General features: G+C 62.9%; 23 protein-coding genes and 1 pseudogene. 14 read left to right on the top strand and 10 right to left on the bottom strand.

Annotated features, from left to right (window positions below; translation table 11 throughout):
- The first annotated feature begins 296 nt into the window (after positions 1-296).
- Complete coding sequence (locus BLW05_RS32630) at positions 297-1,649, top strand: replication initiation protein (RefSeq protein WP_093168624.1); 1,353 nt, start codon at positions 297-299, stop codon at positions 1,647-1,649.
- Between the two features lie 283 nt (positions 1,650-1,932).
- On the opposite strand, the gene BLW05_RS36675 is transcribed toward BLW05_RS32630, so the two are convergent.
- On the bottom strand, positions 1,933-2,151 hold the full coding sequence (locus tag BLW05_RS36675) for a PIN domain-containing protein (protein ID WP_256330608.1): 219 nt from the start codon (positions 2,149-2,151) through the stop codon (positions 1,933-1,935).
- 210 nt (positions 2,152-2,361) lie between these two features.
- Entirely contained in the window at positions 2,362-2,631 is a 270-nt protein-coding gene (locus BLW05_RS32620) for a type II toxin-antitoxin system Phd/YefM family antitoxin (protein ID WP_093168622.1), read from the bottom strand.
- Positions 2,632-2,797: 166 nt separating this feature from the next.
- Here BLW05_RS32620 and BLW05_RS35750 point away from each other — a divergent pair, with 166 nt between their 5' ends.
- The gene (locus BLW05_RS35750) at positions 2,798-3,037 is read left to right on the top strand and encodes a hypothetical protein (RefSeq protein WP_143045001.1); all 240 of its coding nucleotides are present in this window, start codon (positions 2,798-2,800) and stop codon (positions 3,035-3,037) included.
- 298 nt (positions 3,038-3,335) lie between these two features.
- Here BLW05_RS35750 and BLW05_RS36670 read toward each other — a convergent pair whose 3' ends face one another.
- Complete coding sequence (locus BLW05_RS36670) at positions 3,336-4,214, bottom strand: hypothetical protein (protein ID WP_256330607.1); 879 nt, start codon at positions 4,212-4,214, stop codon at positions 3,336-3,338.
- A gap of 399 nt (positions 4,215-4,613) precedes the next feature.
- Between BLW05_RS36670 and BLW05_RS36975 the strand changes: the two are divergent.
- Positions 4,614-4,742, top strand: a pseudogene (locus BLW05_RS36975) (antitoxin); the annotation flags it as partial.
- 158 nt (positions 4,743-4,900) lie between these two features.
- On the opposite strand, the gene BLW05_RS32600 reads toward BLW05_RS36975, so the two are convergent.
- Positions 4,901-5,104, bottom strand: a complete 204-nt coding sequence (locus tag BLW05_RS32600; RefSeq protein ID WP_093168620.1) for a hypothetical protein — start codon at positions 5,102-5,104, stop codon at positions 4,901-4,903.
- A gap of 880 nt (positions 5,105-5,984) precedes the next feature.
- Between BLW05_RS32600 and BLW05_RS32595 the strand changes: the two genes are divergently transcribed.
- From BLW05_RS32595 to BLW05_RS32575, 5 genes are all read left to right on the top strand, one after another.
- Positions 5,985-8,027, top strand: coding sequence for a ParB/RepB/Spo0J family partition protein (locus BLW05_RS32595; protein ID WP_177142909.1), 2,043 nt, complete (start codon positions 5,985-5,987; stop codon positions 8,025-8,027).
- A 56-nt stretch (positions 8,028-8,083) separates the two neighbouring features.
- The gene (locus tag BLW05_RS32590) at positions 8,084-8,395 is read left to right on the top strand and encodes a hypothetical protein (RefSeq protein WP_143045000.1); all 312 of its coding nucleotides are present in this window, start codon (positions 8,084-8,086) and stop codon (positions 8,393-8,395) included.
- Positions 8,389-8,655, top strand: a complete 267-nt coding sequence (locus tag BLW05_RS32585) for a hypothetical protein (RefSeq protein ID WP_093168614.1) — start codon at positions 8,389-8,391, stop codon at positions 8,653-8,655. Before BLW05_RS32590 ends, BLW05_RS32585 begins: the two co-directional genes overlap by 7 nt.
- Positions 8,656-8,990: 335 nt before the next feature.
- Positions 8,991-9,287, top strand: coding sequence for a hypothetical protein (locus BLW05_RS32580; RefSeq protein ID WP_093168612.1), 297 nt, complete (start codon positions 8,991-8,993; stop codon positions 9,285-9,287).
- A gap of 3 nt (positions 9,288-9,290) precedes the next feature.
- Positions 9,291-10,316, top strand: coding sequence for a zeta toxin family protein (locus tag BLW05_RS32575; RefSeq protein ID WP_093168610.1), 1,026 nt, complete (start codon positions 9,291-9,293; stop codon positions 10,314-10,316).
- 254 nt (positions 10,317-10,570) lie between these two features.
- Here BLW05_RS32575 and BLW05_RS32570 read toward each other — a convergent pair whose 3' ends face one another.
- Positions 10,571-10,987: a type II toxin-antitoxin system HicB family antitoxin gene (locus BLW05_RS32570; protein ID WP_093168608.1), complete on the bottom strand. Its 417-nt coding sequence runs from the start codon at positions 10,985-10,987 to the stop codon at positions 10,571-10,573.
- 741 nt (positions 10,988-11,728) lie between these two features.
- Between BLW05_RS32570 and BLW05_RS32560 the strand changes: the two genes are divergently transcribed.
- Positions 11,729-12,556: a DUF932 domain-containing protein gene (locus BLW05_RS32560; protein ID WP_093168604.1), complete on the top strand. Its 828-nt coding sequence runs from the start codon at positions 11,729-11,731 to the stop codon at positions 12,554-12,556.
- Between the two features lie 162 nt (positions 12,557-12,718).
- A complete protein-coding gene (locus tag BLW05_RS32555) occupies positions 12,719-13,477 on the top strand; it encodes an N-6 DNA methylase (RefSeq protein WP_177142908.1) in 759 nt (252 codons plus the stop codon).
- Between the two features lie 41 nt (positions 13,478-13,518).
- Here the strand turns inward: BLW05_RS32555 and BLW05_RS32550 are convergent, their stop codons facing one another.
- Positions 13,519-13,740, bottom strand: a complete 222-nt coding sequence (locus BLW05_RS32550) for a hypothetical protein (RefSeq protein WP_093168600.1) — start codon at positions 13,738-13,740, stop codon at positions 13,519-13,521.
- A 643-nt stretch (positions 13,741-14,383) separates the two neighbouring features.
- On the opposite strand from BLW05_RS32550, the gene BLW05_RS36210 reads away from it, so the two are divergent.
- From BLW05_RS36210 to BLW05_RS32540, 3 genes are read left to right on the top strand one after another with little or no spacing between them, the layout of a single operon-like run.
- Positions 14,384-14,545 carry a hypothetical protein gene (locus BLW05_RS36210; protein ID WP_177142907.1) on the top strand — a complete coding sequence of 54 codons (162 nt, stop codon included), beginning with the start codon at positions 14,384-14,386 and terminating at the stop codon, positions 14,543-14,545.
- A 21-nt stretch (positions 14,546-14,566) separates the two neighbouring features.
- Positions 14,567-15,079, top strand: coding sequence for a single-stranded DNA-binding protein (locus BLW05_RS32545; RefSeq protein WP_093168598.1), 513 nt, complete (start codon positions 14,567-14,569; stop codon positions 15,077-15,079).
- Positions 15,076-15,318 (top strand): hypothetical protein, encoded by a 243-nt coding sequence (locus tag BLW05_RS32540; RefSeq protein ID WP_093168596.1) that lies wholly within the window; start codon positions 15,076-15,078, stop codon positions 15,316-15,318. The genes BLW05_RS32545 and BLW05_RS32540 overlap by 4 nt, the downstream gene beginning before the upstream one ends.
- 47 nt (positions 15,319-15,365) lie before the next feature.
- Here the strand turns inward: BLW05_RS32540 and BLW05_RS32535 are convergent, their stop codons facing one another.
- The 4 genes from BLW05_RS32535 to BLW05_RS32520 all read right to left on the bottom strand — a co-directional run bounded on the left by BLW05_RS32535 (position 15,366) and on the right by BLW05_RS32520 (position 17,425).
- A complete protein-coding gene (locus BLW05_RS32535; RefSeq protein WP_093168594.1) occupies positions 15,366-15,671 on the bottom strand; it encodes a hypothetical protein in 306 nt (101 codons plus the stop codon).
- Positions 15,668-16,021 carry a hypothetical protein gene (locus BLW05_RS32530; RefSeq protein WP_143044999.1) on the bottom strand — a complete coding sequence of 118 codons (354 nt, stop codon included), beginning with the start codon at positions 16,019-16,021 and terminating at the stop codon, positions 15,668-15,670. Before BLW05_RS32530 ends, BLW05_RS32535 begins: the two co-directional genes overlap by 4 nt.
- Positions 16,022-16,064: 43 nt before the next feature.
- Positions 16,065-16,772, bottom strand: coding sequence for a StbB family protein (gene stbB, locus BLW05_RS32525; RefSeq protein WP_256330605.1), 708 nt, complete (start codon positions 16,770-16,772; stop codon positions 16,065-16,067).
- 104 nt (positions 16,773-16,876) lie between these two features.
- Complete coding sequence (locus BLW05_RS32520; RefSeq protein ID WP_143044998.1) at positions 16,877-17,425, bottom strand: conjugal transfer protein TraD; 549 nt, start codon at positions 17,423-17,425, stop codon at positions 16,877-16,879.
- Between the two features lie 371 nt (positions 17,426-17,796).
- Here BLW05_RS32520 and BLW05_RS32515 point away from each other — a divergent pair, with 371 nt between their 5' ends.
- The gene (locus BLW05_RS32515) at positions 17,797-18,204 is read left to right on the top strand and encodes a hypothetical protein (RefSeq protein ID WP_143044997.1); all 408 of its coding nucleotides are present in this window, start codon (positions 17,797-17,799) and stop codon (positions 18,202-18,204) included.
- The last annotated feature ends 604 nt before the right edge of the window (positions 18,205-18,808 follow it).

Raw genomic sequence — 18,808 nt, 5'->3', positions numbered from 1 at the left:
GATATCCACAGGGCGCCATATCGCTGGTGGAAGGGCCTCAAAGTGGCGTCTGAAGCGCAATGTCCAGCTTCTAATCGACCCCAAAACAGAGCCCGAGATGGGTTGAAGTGCGAAGTGTCCGGGTTTTGATCGCCTCGGTCGGCGATCGCCTCCGGTCCGGGGACGGCAAAATGTCCAGCTTTTAATCGCCCAAACTCGCCCGGACGTCGTTGTCCGCGGTCTTCCGAGCTTCGAGGCGCCCGCGTGGTAGGTGCCGTCTTGTGTCCAAGCGGAGTTGGACATACGATCAGACCCCCATGAGCGCGTCAACGAACATCGTCACCCAGGTTTCCGGTTCGGAGGAGCCGCTCGAGTTGCGCAAGCCGCACGAGATGATCGTCATGATGCCGCGCTCGGCTCGCGTGACGCTCACTGGCCGACGCATCTACACGGCGCTCCTGCAGATCGCGCAGACGCGCCTGGTTGCCATGCCAACGATGCCAACGGCCGATTTCATGTTCGAGGCCCCGCTGGCGGCGGTGCTGCGCACCACCGGGTCGAGCGGCAGCGAGCGGACGGCGGCGAAGCGCTATCTGATCGAGATGCGCAGCCTGGAAGTCGACTGGGAGTCGACGGCGCCTGGAGATGGGGTCAAGTGGCGCGGTTTCTCGATGTTGTCTGAGGTGGCGCTCGAAGTGCGACGCGGCGAAAACTGGGTCAGCTGGTCCTACCCGCCAACCATCATGTCCGCGCTTCGCGAGCCGCAACGCTGGGCAACGATCGATCTCGAGGTGCTCGGCAAGCTGGGGTCGTACACCGCGGTCGCGCTCTACGAGATCTGTGTGCGCTATCGGGACAATCCCAGCGGGGTGACGAGCCGCAAGCCGGTGGCCTGGTGGGTCGATGCCTTGAGCAATGGCCCAGGGCCCGAGCGGCGCGAGTGGCGCAAGTTCAAGAACGAACGGGTCAAGGACGCGGTGCTGGAAATTAACGCCGAGACCGAGCTCGAGATCGAGTTGATCGAGCACAAGCAGGGAAGGTTGATCAACGAAGTGCAGTTCGCCGTGCGAAAGAAGAGGGTGGCCGCGGTGCCGCAGCCTGCTGCCGCACAGCCGGTGGATGCGAATCTGATTTTTCGCGCCGAGACCTTGGGAATTCGGGAGATCAAGCTGGAAGGGCTGATCAAGGAATTCGGGGACGATCGTGTGCGCGAGCAGATCGCCGTCCTGGAGAGGCGGGCGGCGAGCAAGAATCTGCGCTCGATTGAGAACGCCTTCTCGTATTTGCGGTCCTTGCTACGGAACGGCGCGGAGGAGGGTGCGCCGCCGGCGATTGCTCCTTCTTCCCCAAGCGTTCCCGAGGCGCCGCCCGCGCGGCCGGTGCAGCCGTCGGCAAGCGACAAGTCGACTTGGTTGCGCGAGCGCATCGAGGGAATGAAGCAAGAGGTCGCGGCGCTCGACGCGACGACTTTGCAGAAGTGGGTCAACCGCGCGTTGCAGGACTTGGCGCGCAAGGGTGCCCTGAATGCTGTCATCAGCCGGCGGGCGGCGCAGGGAGACGTTCTCCATGGGCTGCTCGGCTCGGCCGTGGTCTACGCGTATGCGGACGCGACCTACGGGCCGGACTGGAAGGTTGATCGGCAGCTGTTTGATGCGGAGGCGGGTAAGTAGCGTTGGTTCGCTGCGCCCGCCCGAAGCAGACGGGGCCGGCCGCAGATGGATCGCCCTGCGCGGCGTCCGGTGCACTCGTTAGCGACTCTTCATGGACGCCGCATACAGCGACGGCTGCAGGTCGCGCAGTTCCTTGCGTCGAGCAACGAGGTCGGAGTGGCGACCCTGCCGCTCCAGACCGAGAAGTTCCACCAGGAGTTCGAGAAGTGTTGCCGGGCAGCAGGTTGTCCGGACCCAGGCGGATCGTAGGCTGAGAGCACCGAGCCGTTCACGTTGTCGTTCCTCACTTCTTCGCGTGACGGAACTCGAATGGATTGAAGACGGGAACGTCGAACTGCTTGAAGTCTGCGACGTTTCGGGTGACAACCGTCAGGCGATGATGAATGGCCGTGGCGGCGATCATCGCGTCCTCGTAGGGCGTGTCTGATCGGCGATGCATCAGGCGCGCCCAGATGCGAAACGTCTGTGCATCCATCGATAGCAATTCGAATGCGTCGGCCATTTGCTGAGCCTATTGCTCGATCTCGGCTGCCTTCCACGTATCCTGCTCTCGGGTTAGTTCGATACCGGCTTGGATCTCATCGATGGTGACGTCCGAAATGCGCAGTTCGCCATCCGGTACTGACTGCAGTCAGGCTACCACCGCACCATGCGGCTTGGGACGGCGCAACTCGAATACGACATTGGTGTCCAGCAGATACATGCCGCGTCCTTAGGTCAGGGGCCTGACGGGGCGACGCCGTGCATGCCCGCCCTGGTGCTGGCGTTCGGGGGTCAGTTGTTCCGTGCGAGCTACTGCCGACAGCAACAAGTCCTTGAGGGAAGGACGTGCAGCCGCCTGCATTTGCTTCCATTGCGCAGCAGGTACCAGAATCGCTGCCTCGGTGCCACGGCGAGTGACCATCTGCGGTCCTTCGGACAGGCAACTGTCCAAGAACTCGCTAAACCGCGCTTTTGCGTCCTGGACAGACCAAGTGTTCACGGCGGGCTCCCCTATAAACTGACTGGTCGTTTTATCACTGACTCAGCGTCGGTCGCTCCTGCCATCGGGGAATCCCTTCTCACGAACTGCGAAGGGTCGGAGAAAATCGTCTGCGGCCGCAGATGTCACGAACGCAGAAGGGTTTGTCGCTTCCGATGCGGCATGGATGCCGGACACTCCCGGCGCGCGTAGGAGCGATGTGGCTATCGACGGAAGCCTTCCCGAAAGTCAGGACGCCGCAGTGGAGTCGACCGAAGCGCGAGATCTCGCTGCCATCGAGCGCAGCATTGGACTCGATGAATCGGCGGCACAAAGGCGCTTCCGGCAAAACGTTGCGGTGGCAATCATCTTCGCGCTCGCGGCGCTCACGCTGGTCGTGATCGTGCGACTGGGCCACGCGTTCTGATGAACTACCAAAGTTGTCCCCTTGGGCCGTGGGCGCCTTTTCTGCCAGCGTAGCCGCGACACTTGTCGGTATGGCGAAAGACCGTCACAGGAACCTCGAGTTGCTTCCTTCGGAGAAAGAGAGGGCCGCGTCTGCGCGCGCTCGTCGCAAGGGCGCGCCCTCGCGTGGGCGGGGATCCAAAAGGCAGCCTCTGCTGTTCGACTATGAGACTTGGCTGACCCTGACCGCGGGCGTTGCCCAAGCAGCGGCCGCCGCTAAAGCAAGCGGGACCGGCCGCGGGTAGTTCACGCGCCAGTCGTCAGCGACTCCTCATGTACGCCGCATAGAGCGAAGGCTGAAGGTCGCGCAGTTCCTTGCGTCGAGCAACGAGGTCGGAGTGGCGACCCTGCCGCTCCAGGCCCAGCAGTTCCACCAGCAGACGCATCGCCTGCTCCGGCGGGGTGTGCTGCGAGGGCTGCGTGGCTGCCAAATGCTCACGAAGATCCGGGCGCTCGATGAGCGCCCATGCGGCGAGCCAGCTGAGGTCGCCGATCTCGGCCCCACCCGTGCTCGCCTCGAAGCTGCGAATCAATCGTGGCAAGTGCGGGTCGGGCGAGCGTTGTGCGACGTCTTCCAACAGCGTTGGCGACAGCCACCCCAATTCCGCGAGCAACGGCCAAGTTGCTGGCAGTCCGAGCAGGTGCAACCGGGCCTCGGCCATCCAGGCCAGTGGCACCGGCTTGCGCCGCCACGATTCAATGGTGGCGACCGCCCGTGCGGCGGCCTCCCAGTTGCCTGCGCGCAGCCATAGTGGCGCCGCATGGTCTCGCGGTTCCGCGGCGTCGAACGCCAGCGACCCGGCGCGACGCGCGAGTTCCTGCCAGCTCACAGCGAGCCAGACACCGGAGCCCGGGTTGCCGAAAGTGCGGTGCGCAGCGTCATGGATCGACTCTTGCAGCATCCGTCGCGCTTCGCGTGAGGATGCGTGGTCGGTAAACGCAATTTCGCGGTTGCCCTCGGCGGCCTCGATGTAGCCGGCCAGAACGCGCAGCGAGGGCAGGGATTCGTCGTCAGGATATTCCTGGGAAAGGCGATCGCAAGCGTGCAGGGCGGCCAACGCGTCGCGTCGCTCGAGAGCGTGCACGACGTCGTTCCTCAGCATCACCTCGCGGCCGTTTTCGAAGATGTCGAGTTGCATCGGTTCACCTGTGCTTCATGCTCCCACACGCGCTCGTTCTCTCGCACCGGGGCGCGGAAAGATTCTGATGTGCTGTTGCGACCAAGCGGGTGCCGTCGAACAGGGTAAGAGCGGAGCCGGGCACCCCCGGAAATGTAGTGTCTTGCGCGCCGATGAACCGATCGAATCGCACACGGATCGCGCCCTTGCCCGGCTTTGTTTGCGGGACACGCGTGCCGGCGACCGGATCGCCGCATCACGGCATGGATCTTCCAAACGAGGCTGGCGCGCCGTCGGTCGGCCTCAAACCACAGAGTCGATCACGTTCTCATGTCGCATTGGCCAATTGACGCGCTGGTCCTGTGGAGAAACACGTGTAGATACGCGGGGGCCTCCGGGCTCCTGCCAACGGGAGCGACCATGCACACTGCAAAAGCCAAGCTCTTTGCCAGTGGGGGGAGTCAAGCCGTGCGACTGCCGGCGGAGTTTCGCTTTGAGGACGTCACCGAGGTCTACGTCCGCCGGGACGACATGACGAGCCGACAGCCATGGCACGCTGCGCGCCCACCTCAAAGCTCAAGGCCAGTCCATCGGGGACTTCGACGAGATGATTGCTGCCCATGCGCTCGCTGTTGGTGCAGATACGAAGCCGAGCGCCCATGAGTGGCTTCTGGGGTTCGGCCGCGTGATCGAGGGCGCTGGGCGGCTCAGCCGCCATTGGCCTTGCGCAGGAGCTTCATCTGCCGCGCCTCTTCGGCCTCACGGAGGCTCTTGGCCGCCCTGGCGGCAGCGAACTGCGCGTAGAGGATGTCGATCTCGCGGCGCCACGCCTTGCCGGGCTCGCTATGTTCGGGCGGCACCGCCACGCCAACTTTGGTGAGGATCTGCGCCTTGTGTCTCGCGCTGAGCATGTTTGGCTCCTGGGGTTCACGTGTTGCGCCTGTTGCATCTGCCGGATGCGCTCTAGCCTGAAGCAAGCTCCAGACTATGTCCGAGGCAGCCGGGTTTCATCGATGAAGACGCTGATGCGGGTGCGCCGGGGAGGGCGCAGAATGGGACTTTGTTTCCCGACGATCTGACGTTTTCCGCCATTCGGCGTCGCCGTCCTCCAGGTGGCGGTTTGCTTCATCTGAAGAGCCGATCGAATGGATGCATCGATCAGTGCGCGAACAATTGAAGGGCTTCGCGGCCTGCCTTCGGTCGCGACCCGGGCTTCCATCCCTGACGCGATCGCGCACATGATGGCGCCTTCTGGGTGCTCCTCCTGGGAGACGTCTTGTCAGACCTCTCCCGCCGGCGCTTCGCTTGGCCTCCCTCTCCATACCGCGGAACTGCCCGAGGCAGCTCCGCGGGCCTGCGCCTGATCGGCGCAGCCCATGGCCGCCTGCGGCGGCCAGCTGCACTTGCGTGCGATCAGCGCCGGCGTGACCGCCGGCGGTAGGCGCTCGGCGCGCGCCGGGTTCTGAGTGCCTGGCGCGGTGGCGCCGTGTTTCCGCACTTCCTGAGTTCCTCGCTTTTGCCGGTGACTTTGCTCCGGTGCTGGCCAGCGATCGCTTCGCTTCAAGGGTGCGGCTTCGCCCAGGTCCTCACCCGTTCGGTGCTCGCTGCGCTGCGCTCCGCATGCGGCCTGCGGGCCTGCCCTTGCTCCCTGTCCATCCCCTGCGCGGCAGTGCACCGGGCGACGAACTCAGGAAGTACGGCGGCAGCAACACCGGAGCTGCCGCATGCCCTCAGAACCCCAGTCGATGGGCTCTGAATCTTGGAACCCGGTCAGCTCTAGGAGTCAATGAAATGTCAGCTTTTGAAGCAACGAACGATGCAGTGGTGGAGGTCGAAGGCAACACCGTGCCGGTGGAGCAGGGCGAGCGTCGGATCATTCCCCTGAACCGTCTCTTCCTGTCCGCGCAGAACGTGCGCAAGGTGCGCAACCCGGAAACGATTCCCGAACTGGCCGCGATGATCGAGGCGCAGGGCCTGCTGTACCCGCTGTGCGTTGTGGTCGAGAAGCGCAAGGGTGCAAAAGGTGAGCACTTCGGCGTGGTGGCGGGCGGCCGTCGATTGGCCGCGCTGCAGTGGCTCGTGGAGATGGGGCGAATGGCAAAGGAGGTGCCGATCGAATGCCTGGTGTTCGATGTGGACCGAGCGGTGGCTGTGAGCTTGACCGAGAACGCAGCGCAGGAAGCCATGCATCCCGCAGATCAGTTGGAAGCGTTCAAGCTGATGGTGGAGGAGGGCAGGGCCGTGGGTCAGATCGCCGCGGCCTTCGGTGTGTCGGCTCTGACGGTGGAGCGGCGTCTCAAGCTCGCCAATCTGGCGCCGATGTTCATCGCACTGTTCCGCGAGGGCAAGATCGAGCAGGCGCAGATGCAGGCCTTGGCCCTCACAGAGGACCATGCGCAGCAAGTGCGCGTGTGGGAGTCGCTGTCTCACTGGGAGCGCAGTGCTCACAACATCAGGAGCCGGCTGACGGAGCAAGAGGTTCGCGCAGATCAGCCGTTGGCTCTGTTCGTGGGTCTCGATGCATATCGCGCTGCGGGGGGCAGCGTTCGCACCGATATCTTCGCCAACGAAGGCGAAGGCTTCTTGCATGACGTTGATTTGCTGAACCGGCTGGCTGCGGAGAAGCTGCAGGCCAAAGCTGACGCGGTCCGTGCGCTGGGCTGGAAATGGGTCGAGGCGAGGGAAGCCGGATTCCCGTACGCGGAGCGCTCGCGCTTCGCGCTGCTGACCTGCGCTTCGGTCCAGCCGAGCGCGAAAGAGGCCGAGGCCATCGAGGCCTTGGAGGCAGACCTCGCTCGCATCGTCCGCCGCATGGACGAACTGGAGGAACTGAACTCCTACGATGCAGACACCGACGAGGACCGGGAGTGGACGCCTGAACAGCAAGCCGAGTACGAGGCCCTCGAAGAGCAGCACGGCACGCTGGACGACCAACTCGACGCGATGCGCGATTCGCTGCGCGAATGGAGTCCCGATCAGAAGGCAATGGCCGGTGTCGTGCTCTACATCGGGGAGGGCGGCACGCTGGCCAGTGTGGAAGGGCTCGTTCGGGCCGAGGATCGCAAGGAAGCCAATCGCAACGTTGGTGGCGGCGGTGCCACCCCGTCGTATGAATCCGCACCCAAGGAGCGCGCGGAGTTCAGCGCTGCTCTGTGCCAGAGCCTTACCGCGCATCGCACCGCTGCTGTTGCCGCCGCGTTCACGCTGAGTCCGAAGGTCGCATTGGCTGCCTTGCTTCACACCTTGCTTTCGCATGAGCGCGAGCCATGGCAATCGTCGCCGCTCGGAGCGCGCTTCGACAACAACGCACACAAGATTGCCAGTGCCGCGAAGGACTTTGACTCATCTCCTGCTGCTCGGATGCTGGAGCAGGCGGAAGGGTGGGGCGACCACCTGCCCGGAGACTCTGCGGCTCTCTTCGATCGACTGCAGGCGATGGAGGTGAACGGATTGCTCGAACTGCTGGCGCGCGTTGTGGCACGTGCCTACAGCGTGCAGGGCCCGGATCCGGTTCGTTCGATTCAACGGGGATTTGATCCGGCGAGAGGCATCGAGACGGCATTGGGTATCGACATGGCCGACTGGTGGTCGCCGACGCCCGAGAGCTTCCTGAACCACGTCTCCAAGGCCAAGATGATCGAAGCGGTCACCCAAGCTTGCGGCGCAGAGGCCGCGCGGCCCATCGAAGCCATGAAGAAAGCGGATGCGGTGGCCGCTGCAGCTGCGCTTTTGGAGGGCAAGCGCTGGTTGCCTTCGACCCTGCAGTCCTATGTGGCCCCTGCGGTCAATGACGACGACGTGGTCGCAGTCGAAGAGGAGGGCGCGGAGGACTGATGGGAGGCGCCGCAGCTTCGCGCTGCGGCGCCTTCTTTCAGACGGCGAACAAGATCATGGACAGAAATTCATTGAAGCTTGCGGTCCGCTACAGCGGCGAGACACCACCCGCCACGCTGCGCGCCTGGTGCGACGTCCATCCAGAGCGCGTGTTTGAACTGCATGTCGGCGGCGGCCACAACACGGACCGGCCGGATGGCCGCGCCTACGACGTTCTGCTGCGGCCCGGCTGGCGCATGGCGGACGACTACTGCCACACCCTGATCGAGCCGACTGTCGCCGGAATGCTGCGGCAGTTGCGCGCTACAACGCCGTGCGAATGCGAAGATTGCAAGAAGGCGCTGGCCAAGGAGGACGGCGCATGGTGAACGTAGTGCAAGGTCAACATCGACGGATCTTTCCTGACGAGGCGGATGGCATCGCCTACTGGTCCTTTCGCGATTGGAAGAAGTGGGCCGTCCACATCGTGGCCGGACCGGCAAAGAGGCCGACCTACAAGCGCACGGCCTACGTCCGTGCGAGGACCGCACAGGCGGCGATCTCGGTCGCTCGCCGCGAGGTCTATCCCAGCCCGCCTCGATCCGCGCGCTTCGACGCGCGGATGGTCGGGCCGCGCGAGCTCGGCTGAGAGTGGAAAGATCTCGCCGACCGTACCGGCGCGAGGGGTCGCGTAGGGGCGCGCGAATTTGTCGTTCTCTGTTGCCAATGACCCCGGACCAAGACATCCAGCGCTGACCGCCGCGCTTCTGGGCTCGATCAGGCCCTGCCTAGTAGCAGGAGCCTTCGTGCGGGTTCACAGGTTGCCGTGGGGAAAAGGCCGTCAGACTTTTCCTGACGGCCTTTCAATGCCGCTTGGCGGCCTGCGCTGCAAGCGCTGATGCATCCCATCGTGCGCAGAGGCATTGCGCCCCACGGCGCAAAATGGCGCTTTCACGATCCATGTTGAAAATCAAGGAGGCGCACATGGAGCAATGGACCCAGAAGCAGGCGATCGACTACGAATGCGCGCGCGAGTGCATCACCGCGTTGATCGGCGTGTATACGTCGGAGCTCGACGAGCAGGAGGCTCGCCCTGATCCGGATGCGGTGGCGATCGCGGCACTGAACGAGACGATCACCCGGCTCTTCAACGAACGCAGGGATCTTCGGCTCACCGACGACGAGGAGGTGGCTCGTGTGAATTCCGTCTATGGATCAATGGTGCGATCCGCGATGGAGGCCACGCGGAGCCAACTGCAATCTTCGGCCGGGCCCACCTGAGCCGTGGATCGCAATGCAGATCTGCATCTCCTGAGCGAACCTGAAAACGAGCGGATCTTCGACCAACGAATTCGATCGCGCCTCTTCGCCGAGGCGCGTCCATCTTCCCTTCCGGTGGCAATCATCTTTGGTGGTCAACCAGGCGCAGGCAAGAGCGCGGCGCTCGCCGCCGCCATGCTCGAGATGGAGTCGCGTGGGGGAGCCGTGGAAATCATTGGCGACGACCTGCGCGCCATGCATCCGAGCTTCAAAAGGCTCATGGCGGCGGACGATCAGTCCGCCGCCTTCTACACCGATCGCGACGCCGGCAGATGGGTGGAGAAGGCCATCTCGTATGCCAAGGACCATCGCTACAACGTCGTGATCGAGGGCACGTTCCGTAGTAGCGATGTGGTTGCCAACACCATGCGGCAGTTTCGCGAAGCTGGCTATGAGATCGATGCGCGTGCCTTGGCTGTGAACGAGCGTTTCAGCCGGCAGGGGATCATCGAGCGCTACGAGGCGCAGCGGGCCGCTCGCGGCAGTGGCCGCATGACGATGCCCCACTCCCATCAGGCCGCCTATGACGGCATGCCGTTGACCATCGAGCGCATTGAGAGGGAGCAGCTCGTCGATCGCCTTGCGCTCTACCGGCGCGGCAACGAGGTGATCTACACGAACCAGGTGAAGAACGGCCGTTGGGAGAATCCGCCTCGGGCCGTCGAGGCGCTGCAGCAGGAGCGCGCCAGGCCGTGGTCAGAGCATGAGCGGACCGCGTTCCTTGATGCGGCGGATCGCATAGAGGCCATGTTGCTCGCTGAAGGCCGGCACGCGACGCAGAAGGAGATTGCCGCTGCAGTGCAGCTACGCTCGGCCATCGAGCCGGCGAGCACCGAGTTGGCGAAGGAGCAAAGCGGGCTCGTGGATCCGCTTAGCCGCTACCCTGAGATCGTCGCTGCAAGGGCTCGCGTTGCGGCGCGAGACCTTCAGCGTTCCCGCTCGCCCAAGGGCCCTGGCAAGGGGTTTGGACTTGAGGGTTTTGGGGAGTAGGTCGCTACTGCCTGTTTGGGAGGCAGCGTAGTGCGAAGCCGCGCCGGGCCTCGCTTTCGAGGCTTCTGGTGGATCAAATCCACAGCGTTATCCACTGAATTCTGGGATTGATCTTGCCGGGTAGGCCGCCGATGGTCGGCGTGTCCCGGCAGCGCGTCCCGGCCGGGCTGCCGGGCCTGGCGGCCCTACGGCCGTAGGCGCTGGTCGTACGCCGGTGCTGGCGTGCGCCACGGCATGCATTGCGCGGATCGCGATCAGGCGATGCGAATGTCGAGCCGTTTTCCCATCGCGTGCAGAGCCGCAGCGATGGTGTCGATCTTCGTCGCGTGATGCAGATCCACGAGGCGGGTTACCTCTTGCGGGCGCGTGTGCATCAAGCGCGCCAGTTCGGCAGGGCGCTTGCCCTGCGCAATCATCTCGTTCAGCAAAAGTACTTTTGCTGAAACGCTCACGGGCAGATCGACGGCGATCTGTCCCTTTTTCAACGGTGACGGCATTGGAACCGGCCGCCTATCCTCGAAGTAGAAGTCCATCGCGGTGGTCAGAGCGTCGGCCGCCAGCTCGATTGCTTCGGCTTTGTCTTTCGCACCGGTCACGGCTTCCGGGATGTCCGGGAAGGTCACCAGGTAGCCATCGCCATCCCGCGTGACACGTGCGGGGTAGCTAAACATCGGTCATTCTCAATCTTTGATGTCGAGTTGCCTCAGGATTGCCTTGCGCAATCCTTCGCCAAGTTCCTTGGCGTGTCGCGGCAACAGCGACTGTTTTCCGTTCCGATTTCATCTTTCCTTGGTGAGAAATCGAAGAGTTGTGGCCCCCCATTGGATTTCATCGAGGTGATCGAATCGTAAACAAAAATGTTGATTCAAGCGATCTGGATGGGTCGTCTCCGGCTCTCGCCGGCCGCGCTGTCGTGCTTCGCATCGAGCCCTAGCGGTCTCGCCCCCTTCGGGCTTCCATCCCTGACGCAGGCCTGCGCCTGGCAGGCGCAGGTCACGGCCGCCCGCGGCGGCCAGCTGCACTTCGTGCAATCAGCGCCGGCGTGACCGCCGGCGGTAGGCGCTCGGCGCGCGCCGGGTTCTGAGTGCCTGGCGCGGTGGCGCCGTGTTTCCGCACTTCCTGAGTTCCTCGCTTTTGCCGGTGACTTTGCTCCGGTGCTGGCCAGCGATCGCTTCGCTTCAAGGGTGCGGCTTCGCCCAGGTCCTCACCCGTTCGGTGCTCGCCTGCGGCTGTGCTCCGCATGCGGCTTCCGGGCCTGCCCTTGCTCCCTGTCCATCCCCTGCGCGGCAGCGCACCGGGCGACGAACTCAGGAAGTACGGCGGCAGCAACACCGGAGCTGCCGCATGCCCTCAGAACCCCAGTCGATGGGCTCTGAATCTTGGAACCCGGTCAGCTTCAGGAGAGGAAGATCATGCAACTCGCTTCACGTTTCGGCCGCAATTCGCACTCGTACCGCAGTCCCTCGCCGCTGTCGGATGAGCAACTGCGCAAGGTGGCTCCTTCGATCTTTGCGGAGGCGGCGCACGGCAGCCGTTCCGAGCGCTACACGTACATCCCGACTTCGCATGTTCTCGCAGGCCTGCGCAAGGAGGGCTTCGAGCCTTTCATGGTGTGCCAGACGCGCGTTCGCGATGAAGAAAAGCGGGCTTTCACGAAGCACATGCTGCGCCTTCGGCATGCGAGCCAGATCGATGACGCCGAGGCGAACGAAATCATTCTGCTGAACAGCCACGATGGCACGAGTTGCTATCAGATGCTGGCGGGGATGTTCCGCTTCGCGTGCAGCAATGGTCTTGTCTGCGGCACTCAGATCGCGGACGTGCGGGTGCGTCACAAGGGCGAGATCGTCGACAACGTAATCGAGGGCGCCTTCGAGGTGCTCGACGGCTTCGATCTCGTGCGCGAGAAGCGAGAACAGATGCGGGCCGTCACGCTGGAGCCGGTCGAGGCGGAGATCTTCGCTCGCTGTGCGCTCGCCCTGAAGTACGACGCCCCGGCGAAGCCCGCGCCAATCACCGAGGCCCAGATTCTTGCGCCGCGCCGCATCGCTGACGTCAAGTCCGATCTCTGGACCACGTTCAACCGTGTGCAGGAGAACTTTGTGAAAGGCGGACTCTCCGCGCGCACGTCGAACGGTCGCCGCCAGAGCACGCGCGCCGTGCAAGGCATCGACCAGAACATCAGGGTCAATCGCGCCCTCTGGCTGCTCGCCGAGGAGATGCAGCGCCTGAAGGCCTGACCTTCAAGCGCAGAAGCCGGCGACTGGTGGTCAGCCGCCGGCTTCTGACCATGCACCACGCAATGAGGAACACAACACATGGCTAAGCCAAATCATAGGGGGCAGGGCGCCCACAAGAAAGAACTGATCGGCCTCATGCGGGCGACCGCGCGGAGGCACCACTTGCACAAGGTTTTTGCGGACTTCTGCGAACTCAGCGCGCTCGCGATCAGCAACAGCGTCGACCGAATCCAGTTCGCAGCGCGAGAGGAACGCTACCTACATATCGTGAAAGGCTACGAGCCCGCAGAAGTCGAGAAATTTCCGCTGATGCTGGCGATCCTGGTCGATTGGCTGCAGTGTGGGCTTGCCGATTGCCTGGGCGAACTCTTCATGTCGTTGGAGCTCGGAGACCATTGGAAGGGGCAGTTCTTTACGCCCTCCAGCGTCGCGTCCGCGATGGCGCACATCAGCCTGCACGACGTGAAAAAGACTGTCGAGCGGGAAGGATTTGTCTCGATCTGCGAGCCCGCATGTGGCGCCGGAGGGATGCTGATCGCGTGCGCGGAAGCGGTATTGGAGCAGGGCGTGAACTACCAGACGGCCATGCACGTGACGGCGATCGACATCGACGCGACGGCCGCGCACATGGCGTATGTGCAACTGTCGTTGCTGAACGTGCCTGCGATCGTGATCCATGGGAACGCGCTCAGCCTCGAGCAGCGGAGCCACTGGGTAACGCCGGCGCACGTCCTGGGCGGATGGGATCGGCGCTTGCGAAGGCGATCGTCGGCCGACACGCCAGGTGCTCCGCAACACGCGCAGGAGGATTCGATGCGCCCGGCATCGTCGGCATACGGCGGCGCAGAAGCAGTCCCCATCGAGGAGCGTCGCGCGCGCGTGGTTGAGCAGAGGCTCGCGGAGCAGAAATCACTGTTCTAGCCACGAAGCGGCGCAGCTCGGAGGAGGCAAATCGGAAAGAGCTAACCGTTCTCGGGTGGATCCAATGAACACAGCACTTGTGCCCAACACAAGCCGCTCACGACCAACGCAACCACGAGCAGTCCGAGCAGCACGATGCTGGTGACTGCAAGTTCGGAGGGGCCGCGGCCGACGACCAGGAGGAATTGCGGAAGCACCGCGGACGCAACGATGCATGCCAGGAGTAGCCATGCTTGGGCAGTTCGATCGTCGAGGTTTTTCATGCTGTCTTTCGTCGTCCTCGGTCCGAAGATTCACGGGATTCGGCGATGCAGCATAGGAACACTGATGCGTCCCATGCATCAGAGGACTCTGAAACTGCGACACGCTAGCGGCTCAAGCAACCGGATCCCCTCAGGTAGGGCGGCGTCAATGGATCTGGCGAGATGCTCTCGCCAGATTGCACTCTTGTGTTTTTGCGCGCTTTGCTTGCCTTCGATCAGGCGCGCGTGGCGCGCAGAGATCGCCAGTGCTTTGCCTGGCGCCTGTTGTCGTTGCTGCGTGTCCCTCCGTCGGCTGCGTTCGTCCGCCCGGTGGTGGTTGATCTGCTTTCCGGTCCGCTCTTGTCGACGCATAGCGCATCAGCCAACTGCGCCAAGGGTTCGCTTCGCCGCGTCCTCACCCGTTCGGTGCTCGCCTTCGGCGGCGCTCCGCATGCGGCTTCCGGGCGCGCCCTTGGCCCAGCCGTCTGCTGCGCTCTTCATGCGTCGAGCGGCTCCGGAAAGCAGATTTATCAACCACCACCTGAAAGGGCAATCGTATGAACGCAGCCAACACACTCAGCAACGACAACAGCCAAGACGGGCTTTCCCCCCGTACCCCCCGAGCTCACCAAAAAGCAGGTGCTTGAGAAGGGAAGGGCGAACGATGAACTACGAAGAGGCTTGTGAGACCTCGGTGACCCGCGAGGAAGCGAGGGCGGAGATTGCGAAGCATGACATCGAGGGAGGCTTCGATCTCTTCTTGCAGGAGGTCGGGGATCGAGCCGAATACAAGGGCTCGGAGGTTCTCGACTGGCTGGGATACTGAAACAGGAAAGGGAGCAACAACATGAACCGAACGCAATTGATCGGCCGCCTTGGGCGCGCCCCGGATATCAATGAGACCGCCCGCGGCCTGGTGGCCACGTTCAGCGTGGCGACGAACGAGTACTGGAAGGACCAGGAATCAGGCGAGATGCGCTCGCATACCGAGTGGCACACGTGCGTGTGCTTCGATCGGCTCGCGCTGGTTGCGAGGGACTACCTGCACAAGGGCGATGAGGTTTACGTCGAAGGCAGGGTTCGATCGTCCCGTTGGGTGGACAAAGACGGTGTCCAGCGCGTCGACCGGGAGTTGCGCGTGGAGGAGATGCAGATGCTGCGGCGATCGCGCGTGGATGCCGTGTCGTCGGCCATCAGCATGCTCGAGTCGATCGAGATGTTGGCGCGCAGGATGGAAAACGGTGAAGTCGACGTGGCCGAACTGGGAACGGTCGCCGGGATGCTGGCGACGGTGCGGGAGACGCTGACGAACCCGGCACCACCCAAGCCGTCGACGAGCCGCAGGAGGGAGACACCATGAGCTGGCTGACCGCGCTCGAATGGGCGGGGGCGCTCACGGGCCTGGCGGGGGCGTTCATCCTTGCGACGAATTCACGCTTCTCGCCGATCGGGTGGTTGGCGTTCCTCTTGGCCAACTTCCTGATGGTCGGTTTTGCACTCGCTGGTGGGCACTGGGGATTGCTGACCCAGCAGGTCGGCTTCACCTTCACGAGCTTATTGGGGATCTACCGCAGCGGGTTGCTGAGGTCGGAGCGTTGAAACAAGCGGATCGGCGGCCCCGGTGCTGGGGGGCCGCCGATTCGCGGTCAATCGGCCGGCTTCTCCGAGGTGGGCGACGGTAGCTCGAGCAAGCAGCGCAGCGCGTCACGGTCGCCGTCAGCGGCCAGCATGTCGCGGGCGAAGTCGGCACACGCGCTTGCGAAGCGACTGGCGATCTCGCGCTGAAGAGGATTGAACCGGGTGGTTCCGGTGCATCCCACATTCAACAGCGTCATGGCTTCATCCAGGCTGTCGATGACTACGGCACACAGCGCGGTAGAGCGCTTGGTCGGGCGGTCGAGCCCGGGGAAAAGCCCGCGCAAGGCATATCGATCCAGACTTTCTTCGCTCATAGCAATGCCATCCGAGTACCGATGAAGCCGCCTAGCACGCTCGCGGCGAGCGCCACGCCAAAGATCACAGCGACGAACCGCATGCGACCGCGCTTGGCGTGATCCGCCGTCGTCGCGATCAGCGCAGACTTGCTATTTAGCTGGTTGCCGATCAGCGCGGCTCCGTACTTGCCAGCCTCCTCGAGCTTTTCCTTCTGCTCGTCCATCACAGCTTCGATGCCGGACTTGGTCGATGAATAGGCGCTTGCGGCCGCGTGCTGCATCGCCTTGGCGACTTTCTGACTCAGGGCCCCATCAACCCGCTCAAGTCGCTTCACCAAGTCATCGACGTCCTTGAGCAGCTCGCCCACGAGGGCCTCCCGGCCTGTAGAGAAATTACTCATATCGGGGCCCTCAAGCGAACAACGCCTTGTAAGCCGCGTCGAGATTCCGGTTCGCTGATCTGGCCAGCTGCTGTGTCGAGAGCATGGTGTTGGCAACATTCTTCCCAGTCTCGTCCTTTGCCTCTCGGCGTTGGGCCCGGTAGTCCGTGGTATCTGCCGCCAGCTCCGCGATCGACTTCTTCAGCGTTCCGATGCGCTCGAACACCTCGCTGATGAAAATCACTGCCCCGGAACTCAGCGTAAACAGCTTGTTCTTCTGGTGATAGGCGTGCAGCGCAGCGAATCGTCCAGGAATGTCGCCGGCGTCGTCCAGGTCCACCTTGTTGAACACGACGCGGATCTTCTTTGGCGGCACGCCCAATCTGGCCAGGGTGGCGATGGTGCCGATCGCGTCGACTTGCTGCTTCTTTTCATCGACAACCGGCACCACGTAGTAGTCGAACTCCTCGTGCGAGCCCTCGAACTGGCCCATCAGCTTGATGAACTGCTCGACGTTGGAGGCACCTACATCGACGATCGCGCTGTCCAGGTTGCCTATTTCGTCGAGCAGCGAGCCGTACTCCTTGCCTTTCAGGCGCTCAGCGTCGCCGGCATCGTCTTGCGCATTCGCGTTGATCGTCTCGATCACGAATTCGCTGGCGCCTTCCATCCGAGGCGCAAGCAACTGCTTGGCAACCGTGGTCTTGCCCACATTGCCGCTGAAATTGATGATGGCCACTTTCACTTCTTATGTCCCTTTGGTTGTAAATCCGTTCCCCGGCGATGCGAAATCGCTTGGTGCTGGGTGATGGCTTGATTCCGGCAAAGCCGGAGCGAAATGGTCTATCGGTTGGATTTGCGGCGGCTGTTTCTGACCATCTCCTTTCCCAAACGTTGGAGTTCGTCGTATTCGGCCTCCTGCCTTTCCGGATCGGGCTGCATCAGCCGCGTGAGTTCCTCCGGAGTGGGTGGGCTTGTGTGGACTGCGGCGGCGGTTGCGTTCGAGCCTGACATGGCGACAGCAGACGAGGGCACTGGGCCGCGGCTTTCGTCCGACGACTCTGGACCATCGATAGCCTTACGTGCTTCCTCGTCCCGGTCACAGCGGGCTTGACCAGAGCGCGCCATCGGCACCTGCTGGCTTCGTTTGCCGAGCTTCTTTCGGTGTTGGTAGAGATAGCTGCGCAAGGTGGCTTCGCTCAACTCGAGGCCCGCGTCATTCAGGGCCTTGAGGATGACGGCCAGGCGCACGCCGGCGGCGAGCTTGCGCTCGATGACCGGAAGGATCTCGCGCACGCGTGCGGCTTTGGTTTCGGGCTCAATCGCCTCCAACGCCCGAATCAAATCACTACTGGACATCTTGGTCGCATTCTCGAAATGCGAGTCATGCATCGGAATGAGACAAGTCTGAGATTCAGCTCGCATCGGATGTCTGATAGGTCCGCCTTCATTTCAGACACCGGTTGTGCAACTTCACCTCCGTTGCACATCAAACTCACCTCGATTTCGCATCGTCTTCCCACGGCCTTCGGCCTAAGTGGTGTGAACGCCCTCCTTAACCCCTGAGATTCCGGTCCTTAACAGGCCCAAAATCTCAATACACAGTACGCACCCCCTCCGGGGGAGCTAAGTCATTGATTTCAAACGAAGTCGGTGATTCGGAACTTTCTTGTAGGTCACCATGCGTTCACCATGAATCGGGCGCTAGACCGCATGGCTGCTAGATTCAGCATGGTGAATATGTGATCAGGGAGATACTGAAAGTGAAAAGCGGTGAAACACTGTCGGTTTGGCTCTCCGCGGAGGACCGCCGCAGACTCGAGGAAGCCTGTGCCATCGCCGGTTATCAGCACCTGTCGAGGTACGTAAGGGACAAGGCGTTGGGCAAGGATGGCGATGCGCAACGCAACAGATCTGACGAGTGGCAGCATCGACGCGACGTCGATCAGCGTCTGACCGAACTCGAGCGGAAGCAGGCAGGCACCAATGCCATGTTGGCTGCGTTGCTGGTATTGGCCCGCCGCAGGGCTACGACCGGCGAGTTGAGCGAGCTCGTGGCCGCCACGCGTCGCTCGGATTCGTCAGCTTCAGTACTATCGAGCTTGGCGCCTGAACTGGCCGATGTAGTGGCCCGATTGAGCAAGTCGGGGGATCCGGGCGGCCCGCTCTGACTCGTCGAATGCGGCTGGGCTAAAGGCTCGGGAAGTTTTCTGGCCTCTCATATGAGCGCGAACCCGCTCGCTTCTGTTTCAGCGCCGGGGGGGTTTATTCGTCATGAACAGCTACATCACGTCCGATGGTGGTCGCGCTGCAACGGGCCTGGACGAACGACTGGACTGCGCGGTTCGGGCTCTGGCATTGAGCACCGGTATGTCCTACCTGGAGGCACACAAAATCTGTGCCGACGCTGGCCGGCGCCCGCGAGAACAATGCGACCCACGGCAGTGCATGAGGTGTATGAAATCCACGCAGGAGCCTCCTGGGTGTCCTTCGTGAGCCGGCGACCAGCAATGCGGCCCACGGTTGCCCAACTTGTTCGCGATTTGTCCGTTGGTCGCTACATCTTCAGAGTGAAAGGCCACGAATTCGCTTTCGTCGATGGCGTGTGCCTAGATGTCTTTCCCAAGCCAGCTCCTCGCCAGGGAGTTGAAGGTTACTGGACCATGAATGCTGTTGCTGCGCCGCGGGCACTGTTCACTGTTCCGGCCTCGAGGGCTGAACAGTTAGAGCTGACATGGTAAGCATTGGCAGTGTTCGCGCGGATGCTTGCATCTG

The organism is Variovorax sp. YR216 (assembly GCF_900107745.1).
Taxonomy (GTDB): domain Bacteria; phylum Pseudomonadota; class Gammaproteobacteria; order Burkholderiales; family Burkholderiaceae_C; genus Variovorax.
Note: the sequence above shows the minus strand (reverse complement) of the source record. Positions and strands in the feature narration are given on the sequence as shown.